A 20,173-nucleotide genomic window follows, 5' to 3' on the forward strand; every position below is an offset into this window, starting at 1 on the left:
CGGCCCCATCGCCGGCAAGCCGGCTCCCACAAGGCCAGGTACAACATGGAGCCGGCTTGCCGGCGAACGAGCGCGAAGCGCTCGCCGGGCCTCAATGCACCGGCAATCGCAGGGTATTTCATGCTGTATTCGCTTCAGGCACTGCGGGCGTTCGCCGCCTGGGTGGTGGTCTGCCACCACTTCATGCAGATCTTCTTCGACTTCCATGCCACCGGCCCTATTGGCCAGCTGCTCAGCGACCGCGGCGCGGTGGGCGTCGACATCTTTTTCGTGATCAGCGGGCTGGTGATCTACCTCTCGACCCGTGACAAAGCCATCGAACCGCGTCAGTTCCTGCTCAACCGGGCCTTGCGGATCGTCCCTGCCTACTGGTTCTACACCGCACTGATGGCGGCGCTGCTGCTGGCCTTCAGCCAATGGATGCCGCATCAGGAATTCGCCTGGCGCCACCTGTTCCTGTCGCTGTTCTTCATCCCCGCGGAGAACCCCGGAGGCTACGGTTTGTACCCGACCCTGAACGTGGGCTGGACGCTGAACTTCGAGGTGTTCTTCTACCTGCTGTTCGGCCTGGCCTTCCTGGTTCGCCAGCGCCACCACCTGTTGCTGGTGACGGCCGCGTTGCTGCTGGTCAGCGAGGTGCTGGGCCGCCTTGGCGTGCTCAGCCGCTTCTACAGCAACGACATCATCTACGAATTCCTGCTGGGTATCGGCCTGGGCGTGCTGTATCGCCGCGGGCTGGTGCGCGAAGGCCTGTGGCTGCCGTTGGCGCTGCTGGCGGTGGCAGGTTATGCGCTTTACCACCTCGATGCTTCCCAGCGCCTGCTGCACTGGGGCCTGCCCAGTGCGCTGGTGGTGCTGGCCTTCATCGCCCTGGAACCGTACTTCCAGGGCAATCGCGTGCTCAAGGCGCTGGGCGACTGCTCGTACTCGGTGTACCTGATCCACGTGCTGGTGCTGTATGCCGGCTGGTTCGCCAGCCAGCGCCTGCACTTGAACCCTTACCTGGTGTTCGCCCTGTGCGTGCCGTCCATTGGACTAATGTCGTGGTTCAGCTATCAATGGCTGGAGCGCGGCCTGTACCGGCGGATGCAGGCCTGGCTGGCGGCGCCACGGGAGCAAACCCCGGTGTTCGCGCTTTCCCGAGTCAAATACTAGGACTTTGTTCAAGGGCCAGGTTGGCGTACACTTGGCCGCAAGACTGTGAGGAACTTCCATGAGCGCTATAACCATTACCGACGCCGCCCATGATTACCTGGCCGATCTGCTATCCAAGCAGAACACGCCTGGCATCGGCATCCGCATTTTCATTACCCAGCCGGGCACCCAGTACGCCGAAACCTGCATCGCCTACTGCAAGCCGGGCGAAGAAAAACCCGACGACGAGCCGGTGGGCCTGAAGAGCTTCACTGCCTACCTCGACGCGGTCAGCCTGCCGTTCCTGGAAGATGCACTGGTCGACTACGCCACCGACCGCATGGGTGGCCAGCTGACCATCAAGGCGCCCAACGCCAAGGTGCCGATGGTCAACGAAGACAGCCCGATCAACGAGCGCATCAACTATTACCTGCAGACCGAGATCAACCCGGGGCTGGCCAGCCACGGCGGTCAGGTGAGCCTGGTCGACGTGGTCGACGATGGCGTAGCGGTGCTGCAGTTCGGTGGTGGTTGCCAGGGCTGCGGCCAGGCCGACGTGACCTTGAAGGAAGGCATCGAGCGCACTTTGCTCGAGCGTATCCCCGAGCTCAAAGGCGTACGTGACGTGACTGACCACAGCCAGAAAGAAAACGCCTACTACTGATGGGCGTTTGATGGTTGCTAGCAACAAACTGTTACGGTTTCAACCCCTGCGACAACTGGCCGCAGCCCGTGTTTAAAGGGCTGCGGGCCATCTCCGCCTTGGTCGGGTAGAACCCCTCTGGGCGTCATGCAAGAATGCCCCGGTTTTTTCGGCCGGCCCGCTTTAGGGGTCGGCACCTTCCCTGAAAAGGATGGTTTCATGAATGATCTGTTGACCCGGCGCGCAGTAGTCGCCGGGATGGGCGTTCTCGGGCTCGGCCTGCTGGCAGGCTGCAACCCGGCCCGGGGGCTTGATTTCAAGTACGGCAAGAACATGAGCAACGAGATCCTCGGGCGCAAGTTCCGCCTCAAGGATCCCCAGGGTAACGAGCGTACCCTGTCGAGTTTCTACGGCAGCATGCCGATGATCTTCTTCGGTTTCACCCAGTGCCCGGCGGTCTGCCCGACCGCGCTGGCGCGCGCGGCGCAAATCAAGAAGCTGCTCAAGGGCCGCGACCGCGATCTGTTCCAGGTGGTGTTCATCACCCTGGACCCGGAACGCGACACCCCCGAAGTGCTCGATGCCTACCTCAAGGCCTTCGACCCGACGTTCACCGCGCTCACTGGCACCCCCGAGGAAATCGCCGAGGTGGCCAAGGAGTTCAAGGTGTTCTACGAGAAGGTCCCTGCCGGTGACACCTATACCATTTCCCATTCGTCCACCAGCTACGTCTATGACACGCGTGGCACCCTGCGCCTGAGCCTGGGCCATTCCCTGAACGCCCAGGAATGTGCTGAAGACCTGCGCACCCTGATGGAGATCTGCTGAATGTCGATGCAACCAATCAAGCGCGGCCTGGCCGTTCTGGCCTTGATGGGCCTGGCCCTGCCGGCCCTGGCCCAGACCACCGTGAGCGATGCCTGGGTACGTGCCAGCGTGCCGCACCAGCAGTCCACCGGTGCCTTCATGACCTTGACCGCCAGCAGCGACAGCAAGCTGGTCGGCGTGGCTTCGCCGGTGGCCAAGACCGTGCAGGTGCACGAAATGACCATGAACGGTGACGTGATGGGCATGAAGGAAGTGAAGGCGGTCGAGCTGCCGGCGGGCAAGCCGGTGAGCCTGGACCCCAATGGCTACCACGTGATGCTGATGGGCCTGACCCAGCAGGTTAAGGAAGGCGAGAAAGTACCGCTGACCCTGACCATCGAAGATGCCAAGGGCACGAAGGAAACGCTGGACGTGCAGGCAGAAGTTCGAGCCCTGACTGCGGGCGCGGGCGGGCATGACCACATGCACATGAACCACTGATTCAACTGATTCACCCGGGGCCGCTTCGCAGCCCTATCGCCGGCAAGCCGGCTCCCACAGGTTCTGCACAGCGCCCAAGGCTTGTGCTGTAACTGTGGGAGCCGGCTTGCCGGCGATAGGGGCGCGCAGCGGCCCCGTTCATTTTTCAGCTACGAAACCGTGGCAAAGGCCTGTCGAGCGTCAGCGAGGTCAAGGTCTTGCGAACCTGGGCTTCGTCAGCCTCCAGCGCCTTCAGGCTAGCGCGGATCTTGCCGGCGACGGGCACATCGCCCTGCCGGTCGATCCAGTCGGCAATCTCCTTGCAGGCACTGCTCAGGCAGGCTTGGCGCTGGGTCATCAGCGACAGGAGGGTGGTGAGCTCTCTTTCGGACATGGCAGGATCCTCCGTTTAGCCCTGTCAGTGTAGCAGAGGGTTTCTACCTGGCTTCGGACCTCTCTGAAGCTTCGCTATAAGAATGGGGGCAAGCGCAAGCCTGTTACCTTTCGAAAGAATTACGCAAGATGTTTAAAGTTGATTCAGTGCTGGAAGTTTGAAATGTGATGAAGCGTTATAGGGCGCATTCTAGAGCTGCTTAAGTTGCTTTCAGGTTGCGAGCTCCGGTGACGGGTGTAAGAAAATTCTTCGTCCTGATTTTTTGTGGCGGTTCTGTTACACGTTGCCTGTTGCGTACTTCTGACGAGCGTCTTAGGTTGCTTTGCCCCTGCAATGGATACCGGCATGCTCACCTTGAGTTTTAATCGCAGAACACGTCCTCTTGTATTCTCTTACTGCTTCTCAAAGTGTGGTGAGTTTGCATTCGAAACCGCTTTTGCGGTAGCAGTAGTGTCCATGACAGATGCCGATTTGTTTCTCATAGGCGTGGTGTATTTCTTCCGCTACATACCAAGCTTGCTGTTTTCACCCTGGGGTGGTTGGCTGGCAGATAACGGCAATAAGAAGCGCACCTTGATGTGGGTGGAAGCAGTCAAGAGGATTTTGGCGCTGGCCTTTTTCGCCCTGTATAGCTCGTCCATGTTTGCGTTGCCTGCGCTCACAGGATTGGCGATGATCATGACAGCGCTTGAATGCCTTTATGTGCCGACCTTTCGCGCGTATTTTCCCGACATTGTCGAAAAGGAAAGCCTTGCATCGGTCAATAGTGTGATCCAGGTGATCGAAGATGCAGCATCAATTATCGGGCCGTTGGTTTTTTCGGCATGTGTGCTGATGCTGTCTCGTGAGGCCAGCTTCTTGTTTTTCGCGGTATGCCTGGCTTCGTCGGCTCTTTGTATCGCTAGGTTGGGCCCTTCCAGCTCGAACGCGGGACAGGCCTTCGACGGGCGAGTGATGATACGCGATGCGATGCGCAGCGTGGGTCAGCTCAAGACCAGCAACGCTCCGCTGTTTGCAGTCATTTGTTGCACGACGCTCTGTGCAACGTTCGCCACCTCCGTGATTCGCTTCATCCTGCCTGCTTCGGTGCTGGAACATTTCGCTTCCGAGGCCGCGGTTGGCTATGTTCTATCGCTGCTTGCGGCGGGTACCGTGATGGGTGGTGTGCTCTACACCCGCTTCAATAAGGTCACGACTGCACGGTTGGTACTGCGTTACTGGGCATTATACGGCGCGCTGTTTTTTCTTGCGGCCGTTGCGCTCCAGTACAGCAAGTGGCTTTTTCTTTCGATCCTGTTCGCAGTTGGTTTCATTGGCGCGTTTGTCGATATCGCCATTGTCACCAATATTCAGTGCCTGTCAGAAGAGCATGAGGTCGGGAGGAACTTTTCTCTCTATTACTTTACCGCCGTCATCGGTGATGCGGTTTCAGGAGTGGTTGCCAGTCTGATCTTTCTGCTTGCGGGGCCAACGACTTTTATCTGGATGACGTTCATGCTGTTGATCGCGCCGATGCATTGGAACAGCGGTGGGCGCGCCCGTGACACGAATAAATAAGCTACTTGGCAGGAAATGACGGGTGAACGCATGCCTGCCGATAGGCCCCCGGCGTTACGCCATAGGCTTGCTTGAATTGCCGGCTCAGATGGCTCTGGTCGGCAAAGCCTAAAGCAAACGCCACTTCCGAGGCCGCCTGGCCTATCTTCAGCAAATCCCGCGCACGTGCCAGACGACGCTGCTTCAACCAGGCATGCGGCGGCAAACCTGTGGCCTGGCGGAACACCCGGGCGAAATGAAAGGGTGACAGGTTGACCGCCGCAGCCAGCGCCTCCAGGGAAGGCGGGTCCGCCAGTTGGCTTTCCAGCAATTCGCGGGCGCGGGCAACAGCCACAGGCTCGTTGCCGGGGGCAGTGGGTTCAGGGCAATGGCCGTGGCGCTGCACCAGTGCCAGCACCGCCTGGCGCCAGGCGGTCTGCTGCTCGAGGGCGCTGGCGCCCGACTCCGACAACTGGTGCAACTGGCTGAAGGCCGAGGCCAGGGCCGGATCCTGGATCACGCTGGCCCTGAAGTGGGGCATGCCGTGGCGGCCCAACTCAAGCTCGTCGAGCACGCGCGTCACCCGTTCATGCTCGGGGTAGAAGCCACGGTAGCGCCAACCGGCCTCATGGGCGGTGGCGCCCGTGTGCAGTTCGTCCGGGTTGATCAGCACCATGCTGCCGACCGGGGCGAGATGCTCGCTGCCCCGGTGCCAGAAGCGCTGGGCGCCGGACTCGATCACGGTGAACACGTAGCCTTCATGCACATGCGGCGCGAAGCGCTGCTGGAAGTAGCGCGCGTGCAGCATCTCGACATCGCCCAGGGCGGGCGCTTGCCAGAGGTGGGTCTGTTCGCGCAGGGGCGGGGTCATGCCAGCCAGCTGCGCAGCAGGAAGAAGATCAACATGCTCGCCAGCATGCTCAGCAATACGCTGCGGGTCAACAGCACCAGGCCGACAGCGACCAGGGCACCGAGCAGGTACGGGTTGAGCAGGCTCAGGTCCAGCTGGTGGCCGGGCAGGAAGATGATCGGCCCGCAGATGGCCGTCAGCATGCCGGGCACGGCAAAGCCGAGGAACTGGCGCGCATTGGAGCTCAGGCGCAGCGGCAGGCGCGGTTCGAGGAAGGCATAGCGGTTGAGAAACACCACGGCGCCCATGGCGAAGATCAGTAGCCAGGTCATGCGCGAGCTCCGGAAAACTTCTGACAGATAAAACCAGCCGACATGCCCAGCAGTCCGGCGACCACCAAGGCGGTTTCCCAGTGCCAGTAGCTGAACAGCACGGAGCAGAACAGCGACACCGCTACACAGACCACCGTGGCGAGGTTGCGCACCAGCGGCGCGATCAGCGCGACGAAGGTGGCGACGATGGAAAAGTCCAGGCCCAGTTGGTCAAGGTGCGGGATGTTCTGGCCCAGCACGATGCCGGCCAGGGTGAACAGGTTCCAGGCCACGTAGAAGGTCAGCCCGACGCCGAGGGCGTACCAGCGGTTGAACTGCTGTTGGTCGTAGTGGCTGGTGAGGGCGAAGAATTCGTCGGTCAGCAGAAAGCCCAGCCCCAGCCGCCAGCGCAGTGGCTGGTTGGACAGCACAGGGCGCATCGACAAGCCATAGAGCAAGTGCTGCGAAGTCAGAAGCAGGGTGGTCAACAGGATCGACAGCAGGCTGGCGCCGCCCTTGAGCATGCCGATGGCCACCAGTTGAGCGGCGCCCGCGAAGACGATCGCCGACAGGCCCTGGCCTTCCCAGGGGCTGAGGTTGGCCTCGATGGCCATGGAGCCGGCCAGCAGGCCCCAGGGGGCGACCGCAAGCGACAGCGGGAGGATGGCGATGGCGCCGTGAAGGAAGGCTTGGCGAGCGATGGGGGGATTGCTGGGCATGATGGCTGCGACACGGTTACTCGGTAGGGCAGCTTGCCAGAGGACGGTGCGGCTGGCTTGAACGATCTTGCTCGTTTGTCGCCGATCCTTGGTGCGTCGCGGCTAGCACCGAACGTTCAGCGATGGCTGGTCAAACGCTGCTGGGCCGCCACGCATCCGTTGATCTCCACGGCCTTCTGCAGCAGCGTCTGGCGGTGCTGCGGGTCGAGATCGCCCAGCAGCCGGTACACCTCGGCCTGGTAATCACGCTGCCGGCCCCACTGCATTTCCAGCCCCTGCGGCTGGCTGCGGCTGCACGCCAGGCGGGTAGCCGGCTGCGGATAATACGCTGCATACAGCGTCGCCATGCTCGGTATCGCTTCCAGTGCCTCACGGTAGGCACGGCTGGCGTTATACGGTGGGCACCAGGTGGCGATCGCCGTCGCCGGCGGGGCGAACCCCTGCTTCAGGCTTGCTTCCAGCAGCGGGCAGGCGGCATCGGGGATTTGCGCCGCAGGCAGATAGGTCGTGTAGTACAACGCCAGGCGATACTGAGCCACCGGATGGCCAAGTTCCACCGACTTTTTCAGCAGTGCCACCGCCGTTGGCAGGGTACGGGCCAGGGCCTGGCCCTGGCGGTTGAGCTCGGGGTCGCCGCCAATGCCAGTGCGGATCGGGATGTCGCTGTCGTCCTGGTTGTCGGCCTTTTCCAGCAGCGGCAGGGCCTGGCGATAGAGCAGGTCGGCATGCGGGTCGATGCGGACATCGAGCGCGCGCGCAGCCTGTGGCGCTAGTGTGATGAGCAGCGCAGCCAGGTACGGAAGGACGGCATGGTGTTTCATGAGGAATGCAAATGCGCCTCGGGCGTATCGGAACGACGCAGTATTCTAGCCAAGCCGGCAGCCTTACCGAAAGGCCGGCGTGCAATTGTCAGACGAGCTTGATCGGCGTGACCTTGCGCTGGGCGTGCTTTTCCTGGGCCAGACCAAGCTTGGCGGTGATCACCTTGGCCAAGGCATTGTTGCCCAGGTCGTTGAGGTGCAGACGGTCGATGAAAAGGTCGGCGCCGAACACCGGAGAGCTGCTGAGCATGCTGTTCATGTCGTAGCAAGGCACCGGATCGGCCTGGCTCTTGATGCGCCGGAAGAAATCCATGTGCAGCTGGCTGTCGAAGGTGCCTTGCAGCAGGCGGTCGAAGTTGCTCGGGTGCCGTTCCAGGCTCGTCAGCATCGCCTGTTCGCCGGCCGGCAGGATCTCACGGCACCAGGGCAGCAGCGGTTGCAGGATGAAGGTGAGGGTGGCGTGGCTGTCGGCCAGCATGCGGTCCCATTGGCGCAGGGTGCGGCCTACCGTATCGGCGGCGCGTGTCAGGCGTTTTTCCGGGGCGCAGAGCAGCCAGTCCGGCAGAGGCTCCGGGCGAGGGGGGAGGAATGCCTGCCCCAGACGCCGCAACAGGGACGACGGCCGGGTTGGGCCGACCGGCGGCATGCCTTCGTTGAAGCTGCCGAGGTAGGCCTGGTGGGCCTTGGCGTGGTGCGGGTCGTGCGGACCGGCCAGCACTTCGCCGAGGGCTTCATGGGCCAAGGTATTGAGCCCGCTGAGCAACACCACATGGCCAACCTCGCCCAGGCGGTGCTGATGGGTGAGGAACAGCAGCAGTTCCTGGCTGGCATTGAGCCCGCAGCCCGCCAGGCTCAGCCACACCTCCCCGGTCAGCATCGACAGGTGCGAAGCCACCGTATGCTCGTCGGTGCTGGCGCCGATGCCCATGGCGGTAGAACCACCCACCAGCAGGTTGATGCGCGCTGCGCTGCCGCGTTCGGCGGCCGAGTAGCGTTTGCCCGCGCAATGGCTGTAGCGCAGCCCGAGGGCGTCGGTGTTGATGGTGCCGGAGCGGTAGCCGCTTTCGTGAACATGCAGGTTATGGGGCGCGCGGCGGCTGCCCAGTTGCAGGAAGCGCTGGTAGTCCTGCTGCAGCAATGCGCGCAGGCCTTGGCCGTAGGCGGCGGTGTCGAGTGTCGTCATCAGCGCTTCCTTGGTTCCGGCGTGGCCTCAGCCCGCCAGCTCCTTGAGGTTGTAGGCCAGGCCGCCGACGGCGATCAGCAGCAGGGCAACGCCGGAGGCCAGGGAAATGAAGCGATTGCTGCGCGGCGAGGCGAGCTTGCCGATGGCGAAGATGTACAGGCTGAGCACGGCGAAATCGATGAACACCCACAGCAGCGACAGCACCACCATGCTCTTGCCGAACGATTCGGTGATCTGGATGAACTGCGGGAAGAAGGCGATGAAGAAGATGATGTCCTTCGGGTTGGAAATCCCCACCATGAAGCCTTGCCAGAGGCCGCCGCGACCGGCTTTCGGCGCTTGCTCGACGGTTTCGCTGGCCGGTGCCTGCAGGCACTCGCGCAAGGTGCCCACGGCGATGTAGCCGATGAACAGGCACCCCAGCAAGCTCATGCCGCTGAGCCAGGCCTTGTCGATGGCCGCGCTGGTCAGGATGATCCAGGCCGCAGCGCCGATCAGTACCAGCGACGCCCAGTTGGTGCCGACGGCGGTGAACATGGCCTTTCGCGAGCCGGATGCCGCAGCAGTGTTGACGATCAGGGCCACCACAGGACCAGGCGTGGCGATCAGCAGCAGGACAGTCAGTGCGTACGTAGCAGTCAGTGCGGTATTCACGGTCAGTTCTCGGTCAATGTGTCGGGTGTCGCGTGGACGTGGGCATGGAAGGGGCAGCGCGACGGGTTGAGCGAGCCTGCTTCCTGCAGTTGGTATTGTTTCCATTCGTAGTTGTCGTCCTGGCCAAAGAAGCCCAGGCTGTCTGGCATGACGCCATCGTTGTAGTGACGTACACGGTCGCGAATGCGCGCGCGGATGCGCTGGCCGCTCTCGGTACTGGCGTTGGCCACTTCGTCGAAGTTTTCCCGCGGGTTGATGACGAAGGTGATGTGCTTGCCCAGGTTACGGCTCTTCATCTGCTGGTGGCCGGGGAAGTTCATGTTGATGAACAGCGGCATGCCGGCGTAGCAGAACGACCAGCCGGTGTCGTCCGGGTCGGTGGGGATCGAAGAAGGCCAGGGGTGGGGATCACGCGCATGTACGCCGCGCAGGACTTTCCAGGCCAGCGCCTGTTGCTCGGCGAGGGTGCAGTCGGCGGCGGTTTCGAGAAACACCACCAGCGGGCTGCCGATGCGTTGCTTGACCGGTACCGGTGCGATGTCGCGAACGTAGTCGGCCAGGCCCTGGGCGATGTCGTCGGCCAATTGTTCGGCGCGGGCGAAGAGGATATGGCACGTTGCGCCGTTCACCGCCTTGCGCCCGAACAGGCATGGAAATTCGGGGTTGGCGAGCACGTCGCGAAAGTGTTGTAGTGTCTGGTATGTCCAGTGGCGCGTGTTCCGCACATGTTCCGCGGTCAGCTCTAGCGCATCCAGGCGTAAGCAATTTCCATAACCCGTAAACATGATTTCCCCAGGCGTTTAATTAACGAAAAGTTCCAGTGATATGCAGGCAGGTTATTGGCTTATCTTTGTTATTTACCTGCATTTTCTGAGACGCACTTAACGTTGTAAAACGCGTGGAACTATGACCTACTATTAGTCTTACTCATGCTTCGGGGGCTTCATGTCGGAACGGATCCAGGCTTTGCACGCACTGCGTGCCTTCGAGGTTGCCTCGCGTTATGGGTCGTTTACCCGCGCGGCCGAAGAGCTGGCGCTGACCCAGGGCGCCGTCAGCCATCACATCAAGACCCTGGAATCCATGTTCGGCTGCGACCTCTTCGAACGCCGTGGCCCCAAGCTGAGCCTGACCGAGCACGGGCGCCTGCTGGCCCAGGAGCTCAAGGTCGGTTTCAAGATCATCGAAAACGCCTGCGCGCTGTTGCGCCAGGACCGCTACGGCTTGCGCCTCAAAGCGCCCTCGACCCTTACCGTGCGCTGGCTGCTCAGGGCGCTGGATGCCTTCAAGAAGGCCGACGACGCGTGCAGCGTGCAGCTGTCGAGCGTGTGGATGGACATCGACACGGTGGATTTCTATTCCGAGCCCTACGACTGCGCCATCCTCCTGGCCAACGGGCGCTTTCCCGCCGATGTCGAGAGCTTCAAGCTGTTCGACGAATGGCTGATTCCGGTCTGCCACCCCGACTACATGGAGCGGGCCCAACCGGAGCTGGCTGACCTGCGTCAGTGCGAAATCCTGCACCCGTCCCCGGACCGCCGCGATTGGCGCCGTTGGCTGGCGCGCATGGATGCGTTGGAGATCAACATCGACCAGGGCCAGGTGTTCGATACCCTCGACCAGGGCATCTCGGCGGCCCAGCAAGGCCTGGGGATTTCGGTGGTCGACCTGGTGCTGGCCACCGCCGACCTCGGCGCCGGGCGCCTGGTCACGCCGTTCAAGCATGCCGTTGCCACCGGCGATGGTTATTACATGACCTGGCTCAAATCCAGCCCCAAGGCGCGGCAGATGCACAAGTTGCGCGACTTCCTGCTCGGCCAGGTGCCAGCGCTGGCCTACAAGGACATCGATTACCTGTACGGCTGAACGCGCCCGGGAAGCCAGGCCGCACCGCTCACAGGCGCGCGGTGCTCACGGTGATGTAGCCTTTGTCGAGCAGGGCAATGCGGATAGTCGTTTCATCGACGCACGCCTTGCGCTTCTGCTTGATGCACACCCCCTCGATTGCCGCCGCCCGCATCTGCTGCGCGACGGCGCGGCCGCAGACATCGAAGAACGCTTCGCTGGCGAGCAGTTCGATACGCTCGACCAGCTGCCGCGTGCGCTCATCGGTCGCGCAGAAAAACAACACACCCGAGAAGTGTGGGTCATCGTCGGGATTACTGACGTCGTGGGCCATCAATTCACGCAGGGTCTTGCGCAGTTCGGCGGTGGTGCTGAGGTGCGAATGCATGCGGAGCCTCCTCTGGGTCGAGCGCTGGTGCCGGGCTGAGGCCGATACCGTCCAGGGGCTGATGTTGTTTTCAGTGGGTGACGACGACAAGTAAGACGATTCTGAGCTTAGCGTAGGAATTTTCTGATGGCGCTGAAAGGATGCTTCATCCCTGTCGATACGGCACAATTGCGCGCCTACACGCACGCCGACCGAGGACACCGATGAACAGCCATTTTCAAGCCGTCGACCTGAAAAAGGCCTACCGCCTGCTCAACCACGGCCCGACCGTGCTGGTGTCGGCCAGCCATGAGGGCGTGGACAACGTCATGGCCGCGGCCTGGGCCTGTGCGCTGGACTTCGACCCGCCCAAGGTCACCGTGGTGCTGGACAAGAGCGCGCGCACCCGGCAACTGGTCGAAGGCAGTGGCTGGTTCGTGATCCAGGTGCCCACGGCTGCCCAGGCGCAGCTGACCCATCAGGTCGGTACCCGCAGCCTGTTCGACCAGCCCGACAAGCTGGCCCGCATCGGCGTCGCGCTGGCGCGGGTAGAGGGGCATGCGGCGCCGCTGGTCGAAGGCTGCTCGGCATGGCTGATGTGCCGGGTGATCGATGAGCCGCACAACCAGAACACTTATGACCTGTTCATTGGCGAGGTGGTGGCGGCCTGGGCGGATGACCGGGTGTTCAAGGACGGGCACTGGGCCTATGAGCATGCCGACCCGCAGTGGCGCAGCTTGCACTATGTGGCGGGTGGGCATTTTTATGCGATTGGCGAGGCGGTGATCGTCGATCCGCAGGGTTGAACTTACCGACCCTATCGCCGCGGTTCGTCGCCACGACAAGCCGGCTCCCACAGGATTTCGCAGCCCTCAAGCCTTGCGGGGTACCTGTGGGCGGGGTACCTGTGGGAGCCGGCTTGCCGGCGATTGGGCCGCATAGCGGCCCCTCAGCACATCACCCGCCAACCTCCTGCTTGAAACGCAACCGCCAGCCATGCAGCAACGGCTCGGTATACCCACTCGGCTGCTCAAGCCCCTCGAACACCAGCGCCTGCGCCGCACGATAAGCATGTGACCCGGCAAAGTTGCCTGCCATCGGCCGGTAGGCGGTATCGCCGGCATTCTGCTGATCGACCACGTTAGCCATCCGCTGCAGTGTCGCTTCCACCTGCTCGGCCCCCACCACACCATGGTGCAGCCAGTTGGCGATGTGCTGGGCCGAGATGCGCAGGGTCGCGCGGTCTTCCATCAGGCCGACGTCATGGATGTCGGGCACCTTGGAGCAACCGACCCCTTGTTCCACCCAGCGCACCACGTAGCCCAGGATGCCCTGGCAGTTGTTGTCCAGCTCGGCCTGGATGTCCTGGGCGCTCCAGGGCCGGTCCGGGCTGACCGGAATGCTCAGCAGGCCGTGCAGCAACGGTTCGCGCTCGGCGGCCAGGTCGGCGTTTTCCAGCGCCTGCTGCACCGCTGCCACATCGACCTGGTGATAGTGCAACGCATGCAGGGTCGCCGCCGTGGGCGAGGGCACCCAGGCGGTGTTGGCGCCGGCCTTGGGCTGGGCGATTTTCTGTTCCAGCATGGCCGCCATCAGGTCGGGCATGGCCCACATGCCTTTGCCGATCTGCGCCTTGCCGCGCAGGCCGCAGGCCAGGCCCACCACCACATTGCTGCGCTCGTAGGCCTGGATCCAGGCACTGTGCTTCATGTCGCCCTTGCGCAGCATGGCGCCGGCTTGCATGGCCGTGTGCATCTCGTCACCGGTGCGGTCGAGAAAGCCCGTGTTGATGAACACTACCCGCGCCGCCGCGCTGGCGATGCAGGCCTGAAGATTGACACTGGTGCGCCGCTCTTCGTCCATGATGCCCATTTTCAGGGTATGCCGAGGCAGGCCCAGGAGGTCCTCGACCCGGCTGAACAACTGGTCGGCGAAGGCAACCTCGTCCGGCCCGTGCATCTTCGGCTTGACGATGTACAGGCTGCCCTCGCGGGAGTTGCCGCGGCGCTTGAGGTCGTGCATACCGATCAGGCTGGTGACCACCGCGTCGAGGATGCCTTCGGGAATCTCGTGGCCGTCGCCATCATGGATCGCCGGGTTGGTCATCAGGTGGCCGACGTTGCGGATGAACAGCAGCGAACGGCCCGGCAAGGTCAACGGCTGGCCATTCGCGCCCTGGTACTGGCGATCTTCGGCCAATGCCCGGGTGAAGGTCTTGCCGCCCTTGCTGACCTGCTCGCTCAAGTCGCCTTTCATCAAGCCCAGCCAGTTGCGGTAGACATTCACCTTGTCCTCGGCATCCACCGCGGCCACCGAGTCTTCGCAGTCGATGATGGTGGTCAGCGCGGCCTCCATGAGGATGTCCTTGACCCCGGCCAGGTCGGCCTGGCCGATGGCGCTGCTGGCGTCGATCTGGATTTCGAAATGCAGGCGATGGTGTTGCAGCAGGATGGCGGTGGGTGAGGTCCGCTCGCCCTGGTAACCCTGCAATTGCCCCGCATCTTCAAGCCCGACCTGACGGCCATCCTTCAGGGTCACGCGTAGCGCCCCTTGCTCGATGGCATACGCCGTGGCATCGGCATGCGAGGCACCTGCGAGCGTCGCGGCCTGGTCGAGGAAGCGTCGCCCGTAGGCGATCACCTTGGCCCCACGGGCGGGGTTGTAGCCTTGGCCGCGGGCGGCGCCGTCGCTGTCGGCGATGGCATCGGTGCCGTACAGCGCGTCGTACAGCGAACCCCAGCGGGCGTTGGCCGCGTTGAGCGCATAGCGGGCGTTGCTCAGCGGCACTACCAGCTGCGGGCCGGCTTGCTCGGCGATCTCGCGGTCGACGTTGCGGGTGCTGATCCGAACCTGCTCGGGGGTGTCGACCAGGTAGCCGATGCTGCGCAAGAAGGCCTGGTAGGCCGCCATGTCGGCGATCGGGCCAGGGTGCTGGCGGTGCCAGCGGTCCAGTTCGGCCTGCAGGCGGTCGCGTTCGGCCAGCAGTTGGCGATTGCGCGGGGCAAGGTCGTGGACCAGGCTGCTGAAGCCTTGCCAGAAGCTGGCGGCGTCGAGGGCAGTGCCGGGCAGCACTTCATCTTCGATGAAGCGCTGCAGGAGGGGGGCGACCTTGAGTGGATTCATGTTTGTCTCGCTGTTCATGTTCATTGAAATGAGAGGGTGTCAGTACCGGCCCTTTCGCGGGACAAGCCCGCTCCCACAGGTACACCACTACACCTGTGGGAGCGGGCTTGTCCCGCGAAAGGGCCGGTACTGCCGATCACAACGCCGCGGCCCCGGCCTTGGCGACCTGGGCATCCTGTTCGGGCTTTACCCCGGACACGCCGATGGCGCCCACCACCTGGCCGTCGACGCGCAACGGCACGCCGCCTTCCAGGCTGGTGAGCAACGGCGCTGTGACGAACGCGATGCGCCCGCCATTGACCATCTGCTCGTAGTCCCGCGTCTCCTTGCGCCCGAGGGCTGCGCTGCGGGCCTTTTCCAGGGCGATGTAGGCGCTGGCCGGTGCGCAGCCGTCCAGGCGCTCCAGGCCCAGCGGGTGGCCGCCGTCGTCGACGACGGCGATCGTTACGCTCCACTGTTGCGCCTCGGCCTCCTGGCGGGCGGCGGCGAGCAGGCGGGTCACCTCGGCCTGGCCGATCACGGACTTGCTATGCATGGCGGTTCTCCTGGTTCAGGGCTGCTTCGACGATTTCGATCCAGTGCCGCACCGGGGTCCGACCGGCACCGTCCAGGTGGGTCTGGCAGCCGATGTTGGCGGTGGCGATGACCTGCGGTTTGCCACTTTCCAAGGCGTTCAGGCGGTTGTCGCGCAACTGCGTGGACAAGACCGGCTGGGTGAGCGAATAGGTGCCGGCAGAGCCGCAGCACAAATGCCCGTCCGGCACGGGCGTGAGGGTGAAGCCCAAGCGGGTCAGCAGGCTTTCAACCTGGCCGCCAAGCTTGAGGGCGTGTTGCAGGGTGCAGGGGCAGTGGAAGGCCAGGCGTTGTTCGGCGCACAGGCCCAGCTGCTCGACCGGCTCGTCACGCAGCACTTCCACCAGGTCGCGTGACAGTGCGCTGACCCTTGCCGCCTTGGCGGCGTAGTGCGGGTCCTTTTCCAACAGGTGGCCATACTCCCGGACGAAGGCGCCGCAGCCGCTGGCGGTCTGCACGATGGCCTCGGCACCGGCCTCGACAGCCGGCCACCAGGCATCGATGTTGCGCCGGGCGCGCTGCAGGCCTTGTTCCTGGGCGTTGAGGTGGTAGTCCACCGCACCACAGCAGCCAGCCTCGGGCGCAGCCTCGACGCTGATGCCCAGCCGGTCCAGCAGGCGCGCCGCGGCAGCATTGGTATTGGGCGACAGGGCCGGTTGCACGCAGCCTTCGAGCAGCAGTATCCGACGGGCATGGCGCGGTGCCGGGCGTTCGCCGGCCGGGGCCACCCGGGCTGGCAGCTTGTTCTTCAGGGCGGCCGGCAGCACCGGGCGCAGGGCCTGGCCGGTGCGGGTCAGGGCCTTGAACAGCGCCGGCCGAGGTACCACCGCACGCAGGCCCTGACGCAGCAGGCGCTGGCCGAGCGGGCGCGGTACTTGCTGCTCGACCACGGCGCGGCCGATGTCCAGCAGGTCATGGTATTTCACCCCTGACGGGCAGGTGGTTTCGCAGTTGCGGCAGGTCAGGCAGCGGTCCAGATGCAGTTGCGTACTGGCGCTGACCGGCTCGCCTTCGAGCACCTGCTTGATCAGGTAGATGCGCCCGCGTGGCCCGTCCAGCTCATCGCCGAGCAACTGGTAGGTGGGGCAGGTGGCGGTGCAGAAGCCACAGTGCACACAGGTGCGCAGGATGCTTTCGGCCTCTTCGCCGCGGGCCAGGCGCTTGGCGCTTTCGCTCAGGTTGGTTTGCATGGCGTGGCCTCACAGGTCTGGGTACAGACGGCCAGGGTTGAACAGGCCCTGGGGGTCGAGTTGCTGCTTGAGGGCGCGGTGGTAACGCATCAGCGCGGCAGGCAGGGGTGCACTGCTGTCGTCGCCGGGGGCGTAGCCGGTGACATGGCCGCCGACCCTGGCCACCTGTTCACGGATCTGCTGCGCCGGCGCGCTCGACTTGAGCCAGCGCTGCGCGCCGCCCCAATCGATCAATTGCTGCCCAGGCAGGTCCAGCTCGGCCGTGGCGGTGGGCAGCGACAGGCGCCACAGCGGCTCCGGTTCGTCGAAAAACGCCAGGCGCTGTTCGCGCAGGTCGCTCCAGAAACGGCTGTCGAGTACCTCGCCGCCCAGGCGTTGGCGGGCCGATTGCACCGAGCCTTGGCCGCCTTCCAGGCGCAGGTAGAGGGCTTCGCCGTCATGGCAGGCGGCGCTGATCGGCAACGGCTGCTGGCCCCACTCGGCCAGCTCGGCCAAGGCCTGGTGGCGGTCCAGCGCCAGGCGCAGGCTCAGGCATTGGCGCGGGCGCGGCAGCACTTTCAGCGACACCTCGGTCAGCAAGCCCAGGCAACCGAAGCTGCCTGCCATCAGCCGCGACACGTCGTAGCCGGCGACGTTCTTCATCACCTCGCCACCAAAGCGCAGCAGCTTGCCGTGGCCGGTGATGACCCGCGTACCCAGCACGTAGTCGCGCACCGAGCCGGCCCAGGGTCGGCGTGGCCCGGACAGCCCGGCCGCGACCATGCCGCCGAGGGTGGCCTCGGGGCCCAGGTGCGGTGGCTCGCAGGGCAGCATCTGCCCGGCTTCGTGCAGCGCCGCCTCGATTTCCAGCAAGGGTGTGCCGGCGCGCGCGGTGAGCACCAGCTCGGTGGGGTCGTAGCTGACGATGCCGCGGTGGTTGCGGGTATCGACGATCTCCCCAGCCACCGGGCGGCCAAGCATGGCTTTGCTGTTGCCGCCCTGGATGCGCAGCGCGGTGCCCAGGTTCAAGGCCTGGTTGACCTGCTCCAGCAGGTCCTGACTCATGTCGCGGTCCAGGCTCATCAGAAGCGCTCCAGGTCGGGGAAGGGCAGTTGGCCGTGGTGCACGTGCAGGGCGCCGAACTCGGCGCAGCGGTGCAGGGTGGGGATGTTCTTGCCGGGGTTGAGCAATCCCTGTGGGTCGAAGGCCGCCTTCACGGCATGGAACAGGGTGATTTCGTCGCTGTTGAACTGAGCGCACATCTGGTTGATCTTCTCCCGCCCCACACCGTGCTCGCCGGTGATGCTGCCGCCCACCGCCACGCACAGTTCGAGGATGCGCCCGCCGATGGCTTCGGCGCGCTCCAGCTCGCCGGGCAGGTTGGCATCGAACAGGATCAGCGGGTGCATGTTGCCGTCGCCGGCGTGGAACACATTGGCCACGCGCAGGCCGTACTCCGTGGACAGTTCGCTGATGCCCTTGAGCACCCGTGGCAGCTCGCGGCGGGGGATGGTGCCGTCCATGCAGTAGTAGTCCGGCGAAATCCGCCCCACCGCCGGGAAGGCGTTCTTGCGCCCGGCCCAGAAGCGCACGCGCTCGGCCTCGTCACGGGCCAGGCGCACCTCGCGGGCGCCGGCCTCGCGCAGCACCGCCTCCACCCGCTCGCAGTCGTCCTGCACGTCGGCCTCCACGCCATCGAGCTCGCACAGCAGGATCGCCGCGGCGTCCACCGGGTAGCCGGCGTGGATGAAGTCTTCGGCGGCGCGAATCGCCAGGTTGTCCATCATCTCCAGGCCGCCGGGAATGATGCCGGCAGCGATGATCTCGGCCACCGCCCGGCCGGCGTCCTCGACGCTGTCGAAACTGGCCAGCAGCACCCGGGCGACTTGTGGCTTGGGCAGCAGTTTCACGGTGACCTCGGTGACGATACCGAGCATGCCCTCGGAGCCGGTGAACAGCGCCAGCAGGTCGAAACCTGGGCTGTCGAGGGCATCGCTGCCCAAGGTCAGGCGCTCGCCTTCGACGGTGAGGATCTCGACCTTGAGCAGGTTGTGCACGGTCAGGCCGTACTTCAGGCAATGCACGCCGCCGGCATTTTCGGCGACGTTGCCACCAATGGAGCAGGCAATCTGCGAGGAGGGGTCGGGTGCGTAGTACAAGCCGTAGGGCGCGGCTGCCTGGGAGATCGCCAGGTTGCGCACACCTGGCTGCACGCGGGCGAAACGGCCCTGTGGGTTGACCTCGAGAATGCGGTTGAAGCGCGCCATCACCAGCAGAATGCCCTTGGCCAGCGGCAGTGCACCGCCGGACAGGCCGGTGCCAGCGCCGCGGGCCACCACCGGCACACCCCGCTGGTGGCAGAGCTTGAGCAAGGTCTGCACTTGCTCCAGGCGCTCGGGCAGCACCACCAGCAGCGGCACCGTGCGGTAGGCCGAGAGGCCGTCGCATTCATAGGGCTTGAGGTCTTCTGCGCGGTGCAGCACCTCAAGGTCGGGCAGGGCATCATGCAGCGCCTGCAGCAAACCTGGCAGGTCTACGGCGGGCAACACACCATCGACGCGTTCGTCGTACAGAATGTTCATGGGCTCACTCGGTTGTTTTTGTTGTTTGCCTCAGGTCAGCGTGCGCCGCAGCGGCCTTCAGGTCGAGCACGCTGGAAACTGGTCCTACCAGTTTTTCGCCACGGCACTGTTCATTGCCGGCTTTGACCGGCTAGATTGGAGAGCAGAACAGCAGTGGTCCTACCAGTTGGAGGGTATCCATGGGTGCAGAAGGCAAGGCCAAGGTCGCCGATCAGGTGGCCGAGCGGGTCGAGCGGCTGATCGTCGAAGGCGTGCTCAAGGTGGGCCAGGCCTTGCCCTCGGAGCGGCGCCTGGTAGAAAAGCTCGGCTGTTCGCGTTCGGCGCTGCGCGAGGGCCTGCGCATCCTGCGGGGGCGCGGCATCATCGACACCGAGCAAGGGCGAGGCTCGTTCGTTGCTGACCTGACCGGTCAACCGGGCATCACGCCACTGATGCACTTGTTCAGCTCGCAGCCGCGCACGCTGTTCGACCTGCTCGAAGTGCGCGCACTGCTTGAAGCCGAATCGGCGCGCCTCGCTGCGTTGCGCGCCACCGACGTCGACCGCCTGCTGATCCGTCGCCGCTATGAAGACATGCTCGCTGCACATACCGCGGGCGAAACCCTTGACCCCCGGGAACATGCCCGGCGCGACCACGCCTTCCACCGAGCCGTCAGCGAGGCCTCGCACAACCCGGTGCTGGTGCATACCCTGCAGTCGCTGAGCGACCTGACCTTGAGCACGGTGTTCGCCTCGGTGAACAACCTGTACTGCCGCCCGGCGCAGAAGCGCCAGATCGACCGCCAGCATGCGCGGTTGTATCACGCGGTGATGGAGCAGCTGCCGGAGCAGGCCCAGCGCGCGGCGCGCGAGCATATCAATGGGATTCGTGACAGCTTGCGCGAGATCGAGCAGGAAGAGCAGCGCTTGGTGCGGGCGACGATGCGCATGGATGGCTGGGGGTGAGGTTGGCCTGTACCGGCCCTATCGCCGGCAAGCCGGCT

22 protein-coding genes are annotated in these 20,173 nt (G+C 64.2%); 8 read left to right on the forward strand and 14 right to left on the reverse strand.

From position 1 onward, the window contains the following. Positions 1-120 precede the first annotated feature (120 nt). From PMI38_RS15865 to PMI38_RS15880, 4 genes are all read left to right on the forward strand, one after another. Entirely contained in the window at positions 121-1,155 is a 1,035-nt protein-coding gene (locus tag PMI38_RS15865; protein ID WP_008095844.1) for an acyltransferase family protein, read from the forward strand. Positions 1,156-1,213: 58 nt separating this feature from the next. After that, a complete protein-coding gene (nfuA, locus tag PMI38_RS15870) occupies positions 1,214-1,798 on the forward strand; it encodes a Fe-S biogenesis protein NfuA (protein WP_008095845.1) in 585 nt (194 codons plus the stop codon). 198 nt (positions 1,799-1,996) lie between these two features. Then, positions 1,997-2,605: an SCO family protein gene (locus tag PMI38_RS15875; protein WP_008095847.1), complete on the forward strand. Its 609-nt coding sequence runs from the start codon at positions 1,997-1,999 to the stop codon at positions 2,603-2,605. Then, entirely contained in the window at positions 2,606-3,085 is a 480-nt protein-coding gene (locus PMI38_RS15880) for a copper chaperone PCu(A)C (RefSeq protein ID WP_008095850.1), read from the forward strand. It begins immediately after the preceding gene. A gap of 145 nt (positions 3,086-3,230) precedes the next feature. On the opposite strand, the gene PMI38_RS15885 is transcribed toward PMI38_RS15880, so the two are convergent. Continuing rightward, complete coding sequence (locus PMI38_RS15885) at positions 3,231-3,458, reverse strand: hypothetical protein (RefSeq protein ID WP_008095851.1); 228 nt, start codon at positions 3,456-3,458, stop codon at positions 3,231-3,233. 345 nt (positions 3,459-3,803) lie between these two features. Between PMI38_RS15885 and PMI38_RS15890 the strand changes: the two genes are divergently transcribed. After that, the gene (locus PMI38_RS15890) at positions 3,804-5,015 is read left to right on the forward strand and encodes an MFS transporter (protein ID WP_043273755.1); all 1,212 of its coding nucleotides are present in this window, start codon (positions 3,804-3,806) and stop codon (positions 5,013-5,015) included. Between the two features lies 1 nt (position 5,016). Here the strand turns inward: PMI38_RS15890 and PMI38_RS15895 are convergent, their stop codons facing one another. The 7 genes from PMI38_RS15895 to PMI38_RS15925 form a co-directional block, all read right to left on the reverse strand. Continuing rightward, a complete protein-coding gene (locus PMI38_RS15895; protein WP_008095854.1) occupies positions 5,017-5,865 on the reverse strand; it encodes an AraC family transcriptional regulator in 849 nt (282 codons plus the stop codon). After that, positions 5,862-6,176, reverse strand: coding sequence for an AzlD domain-containing protein (locus PMI38_RS15900; protein ID WP_008095856.1), 315 nt, complete (start codon positions 6,174-6,176; stop codon positions 5,862-5,864). The genes PMI38_RS15895 and PMI38_RS15900 overlap by 4 nt, the downstream gene beginning before the upstream one ends. Next, on the reverse strand, positions 6,173-6,874 hold the full coding sequence (locus PMI38_RS15905; protein WP_008095857.1) for an AzlC family ABC transporter permease: 702 nt from the start codon (positions 6,872-6,874) through the stop codon (positions 6,173-6,175). Before PMI38_RS15905 ends, PMI38_RS15900 begins: the two co-directional genes overlap by 4 nt. A gap of 116 nt (positions 6,875-6,990) precedes the next feature. Further along, entirely contained in the window at positions 6,991-7,695 is a 705-nt protein-coding gene (locus PMI38_RS15910; protein WP_008095858.1) for a hypothetical protein, read from the reverse strand. An 88-nt stretch (positions 7,696-7,783) separates the two neighbouring features. Further along, entirely contained in the window at positions 7,784-8,878 is a 1,095-nt protein-coding gene (locus PMI38_RS15915) for a hypothetical protein (protein ID WP_008095860.1), read from the reverse strand. 27 nt (positions 8,879-8,905) lie between these two features. Further along, the gene (locus PMI38_RS15920) at positions 8,906-9,532 is read right to left on the reverse strand and encodes a LysE family translocator (RefSeq protein WP_008095866.1); all 627 of its coding nucleotides are present in this window, start codon (positions 9,530-9,532) and stop codon (positions 8,906-8,908) included. Positions 9,533-9,534: 2 nt separating this feature from the next. Then, a complete protein-coding gene (locus tag PMI38_RS15925; RefSeq protein ID WP_008095868.1) occupies positions 9,535-10,317 on the reverse strand; it encodes a YqcI/YcgG family protein in 783 nt (260 codons plus the stop codon). A 160-nt stretch (positions 10,318-10,477) separates the two neighbouring features. Here PMI38_RS15925 and PMI38_RS15930 point away from each other — a divergent pair, with 160 nt between their 5' ends. After that, positions 10,478-11,398, forward strand: coding sequence for a LysR substrate-binding domain-containing protein (locus PMI38_RS15930; protein WP_008095869.1), 921 nt, complete (start codon positions 10,478-10,480; stop codon positions 11,396-11,398). Positions 11,399-11,426: 28 nt separating this feature from the next. Here PMI38_RS15930 and PMI38_RS15935 read toward each other — a convergent pair whose 3' ends face one another. After that, positions 11,427-11,765, reverse strand: a complete 339-nt coding sequence (locus tag PMI38_RS15935; RefSeq protein WP_008095875.1) for a hypothetical protein — start codon at positions 11,763-11,765, stop codon at positions 11,427-11,429. A gap of 203 nt (positions 11,766-11,968) precedes the next feature. On the opposite strand from PMI38_RS15935, the gene PMI38_RS15940 reads away from it, so the two are divergent. Then, complete coding sequence (locus PMI38_RS15940) at positions 11,969-12,550, forward strand: flavin reductase family protein (protein WP_008095877.1); 582 nt, start codon at positions 11,969-11,971, stop codon at positions 12,548-12,550. Positions 12,551-12,701: 151 nt separating this feature from the next. Here PMI38_RS15940 and PMI38_RS15945 read toward each other — a convergent pair whose 3' ends face one another. The 5 genes from PMI38_RS15945 to glcD form a co-directional block, all read right to left on the reverse strand. Beyond that, the gene (locus PMI38_RS15945; RefSeq protein WP_043273756.1) at positions 12,702-14,885 is read right to left on the reverse strand and encodes a malate synthase G; all 2,184 of its coding nucleotides are present in this window, start codon (positions 14,883-14,885) and stop codon (positions 12,702-12,704) included. A 118-nt stretch (positions 14,886-15,003) separates the two neighbouring features. Then, complete coding sequence (locus tag PMI38_RS15950; RefSeq protein WP_008095881.1) at positions 15,004-15,402, reverse strand: heme-binding protein; 399 nt, start codon at positions 15,400-15,402, stop codon at positions 15,004-15,006. Further along, the gene (glcF, locus tag PMI38_RS15955) at positions 15,395-16,630 is read right to left on the reverse strand and encodes a glycolate oxidase subunit GlcF (protein ID WP_008095883.1); all 1,236 of its coding nucleotides are present in this window, start codon (positions 16,628-16,630) and stop codon (positions 15,395-15,397) included. Before glcF ends, PMI38_RS15950 begins: the two co-directional genes overlap by 8 nt. A gap of 9 nt (positions 16,631-16,639) precedes the next feature. Then, complete coding sequence (gene glcE, locus PMI38_RS15960; RefSeq protein ID WP_008095885.1) at positions 16,640-17,692, reverse strand: glycolate oxidase subunit GlcE; 1,053 nt, start codon at positions 17,690-17,692, stop codon at positions 16,640-16,642. After that, positions 17,692-19,191 (reverse strand): glycolate oxidase subunit GlcD, encoded by a 1,500-nt coding sequence (gene glcD / locus PMI38_RS15965; protein ID WP_008095886.1) that lies wholly within the window; start codon positions 19,189-19,191, stop codon positions 17,692-17,694. Before glcD ends, glcE begins: the two co-directional genes overlap by 1 nt. 179 nt (positions 19,192-19,370) lie before the next feature. Between glcD and glcC the strand changes: the two genes are divergently transcribed. Continuing rightward, complete coding sequence (glcC, locus tag PMI38_RS15970) at positions 19,371-20,135, forward strand: transcriptional regulator GlcC (RefSeq protein WP_008095887.1); 765 nt, start codon at positions 19,371-19,373, stop codon at positions 20,133-20,135. The last annotated feature ends 38 nt before the right edge of the window (positions 20,136-20,173 follow it).

It is taken from the genome of Pseudomonas sp. GM84 (genome assembly GCF_000282535.1).
In the GTDB taxonomy this organism is placed as follows: Bacteria; Pseudomonadota; Gammaproteobacteria; order Pseudomonadales; family Pseudomonadaceae; genus Aquipseudomonas.

Excerpts from the sequence above, each read along its gene's own strand:
- PMI38_RS15865 (WP_008095844.1), top strand. The coding sequence starts at position 121 with ATGCTGTATTCGCTTCAGGCACTGCGGGCGTTCGCCGCCTGGGTGGTG.
- nfuA (WP_008095845.1), top strand. The coding sequence starts at position 1,214 with ATGAGCGCTATAACCATTACCGACGCCGCCCATGATTACCTGGCCGAT.
- PMI38_RS15875 (WP_008095847.1), top strand. The coding sequence starts at position 1,997 with ATGAATGATCTGTTGACCCGGCGCGCAGTAGTCGCCGGGATGGGCGTT.
- PMI38_RS15880 (WP_008095850.1), top strand. The coding sequence starts at position 2,606 with ATGTCGATGCAACCAATCAAGCGCGGCCTGGCCGTTCTGGCCTTGATG.
- PMI38_RS15885 (WP_008095851.1), bottom strand. The coding sequence starts at position 3,458 with ATGTCCGAAAGAGAGCTCACCACCCTCCTGTCGCTGATGACCCAGCGC.
- PMI38_RS15890 (WP_043273755.1), top strand. The coding sequence starts at position 3,804 with ATGCTCACCTTGAGTTTTAATCGCAGAACACGTCCTCTTGTATTCTCT.
- PMI38_RS15895 (WP_008095854.1), bottom strand. The coding sequence starts at position 5,865 with ATGACCCCGCCCCTGCGCGAACAGACCCACCTCTGGCAAGCGCCCGCC.
- PMI38_RS15900 (WP_008095856.1), bottom strand. The coding sequence starts at position 6,176 with ATGACCTGGCTACTGATCTTCGCCATGGGCGCCGTGGTGTTTCTCAAC.
- PMI38_RS15905 (WP_008095857.1), bottom strand. The coding sequence starts at position 6,874 with ATGCCCAGCAATCCCCCCATCGCTCGCCAAGCCTTCCTTCACGGCGCC.
- PMI38_RS15910 (WP_008095858.1), bottom strand. The coding sequence starts at position 7,695 with ATGAAACACCATGCCGTCCTTCCGTACCTGGCTGCGCTGCTCATCACA.
- PMI38_RS15915 (WP_008095860.1), bottom strand. The coding sequence starts at position 8,878 with ATGACGACACTCGACACCGCCGCCTACGGCCAAGGCCTGCGCGCATTG.
- PMI38_RS15925 (WP_008095868.1), bottom strand. The coding sequence starts at position 10,317 with ATGTTTACGGGTTATGGAAATTGCTTACGCCTGGATGCGCTAGAGCTG.
- PMI38_RS15930 (WP_008095869.1), top strand. The coding sequence starts at position 10,478 with ATGTCGGAACGGATCCAGGCTTTGCACGCACTGCGTGCCTTCGAGGTT.
- PMI38_RS15935 (WP_008095875.1), bottom strand. The coding sequence starts at position 11,765 with ATGCATTCGCACCTCAGCACCACCGCCGAACTGCGCAAGACCCTGCGT.
- PMI38_RS15940 (WP_008095877.1), top strand. The coding sequence starts at position 11,969 with ATGAACAGCCATTTTCAAGCCGTCGACCTGAAAAAGGCCTACCGCCTG.
- PMI38_RS15945 (WP_043273756.1), bottom strand. The coding sequence starts at position 14,885 with ATGAACAGCGAGACAAACATGAATCCACTCAAGGTCGCCCCCCTCCTG.
- PMI38_RS15950 (WP_008095881.1), bottom strand. The coding sequence starts at position 15,402 with ATGCATAGCAAGTCCGTGATCGGCCAGGCCGAGGTGACCCGCCTGCTC.
- glcF (WP_008095883.1), bottom strand. The coding sequence starts at position 16,630 with ATGCAAACCAACCTGAGCGAAAGCGCCAAGCGCCTGGCCCGCGGCGAA.
- glcE (WP_008095885.1), bottom strand. The coding sequence starts at position 17,692 with ATGAGCCTGGACCGCGACATGAGTCAGGACCTGCTGGAGCAGGTCAAC.
- glcD (WP_008095886.1), bottom strand. The coding sequence starts at position 19,191 with ATGAACATTCTGTACGACGAACGCGTCGATGGTGTGTTGCCCGCCGTA.
- glcC (WP_008095887.1), top strand. The coding sequence starts at position 19,371 with ATGGGTGCAGAAGGCAAGGCCAAGGTCGCCGATCAGGTGGCCGAGCGG.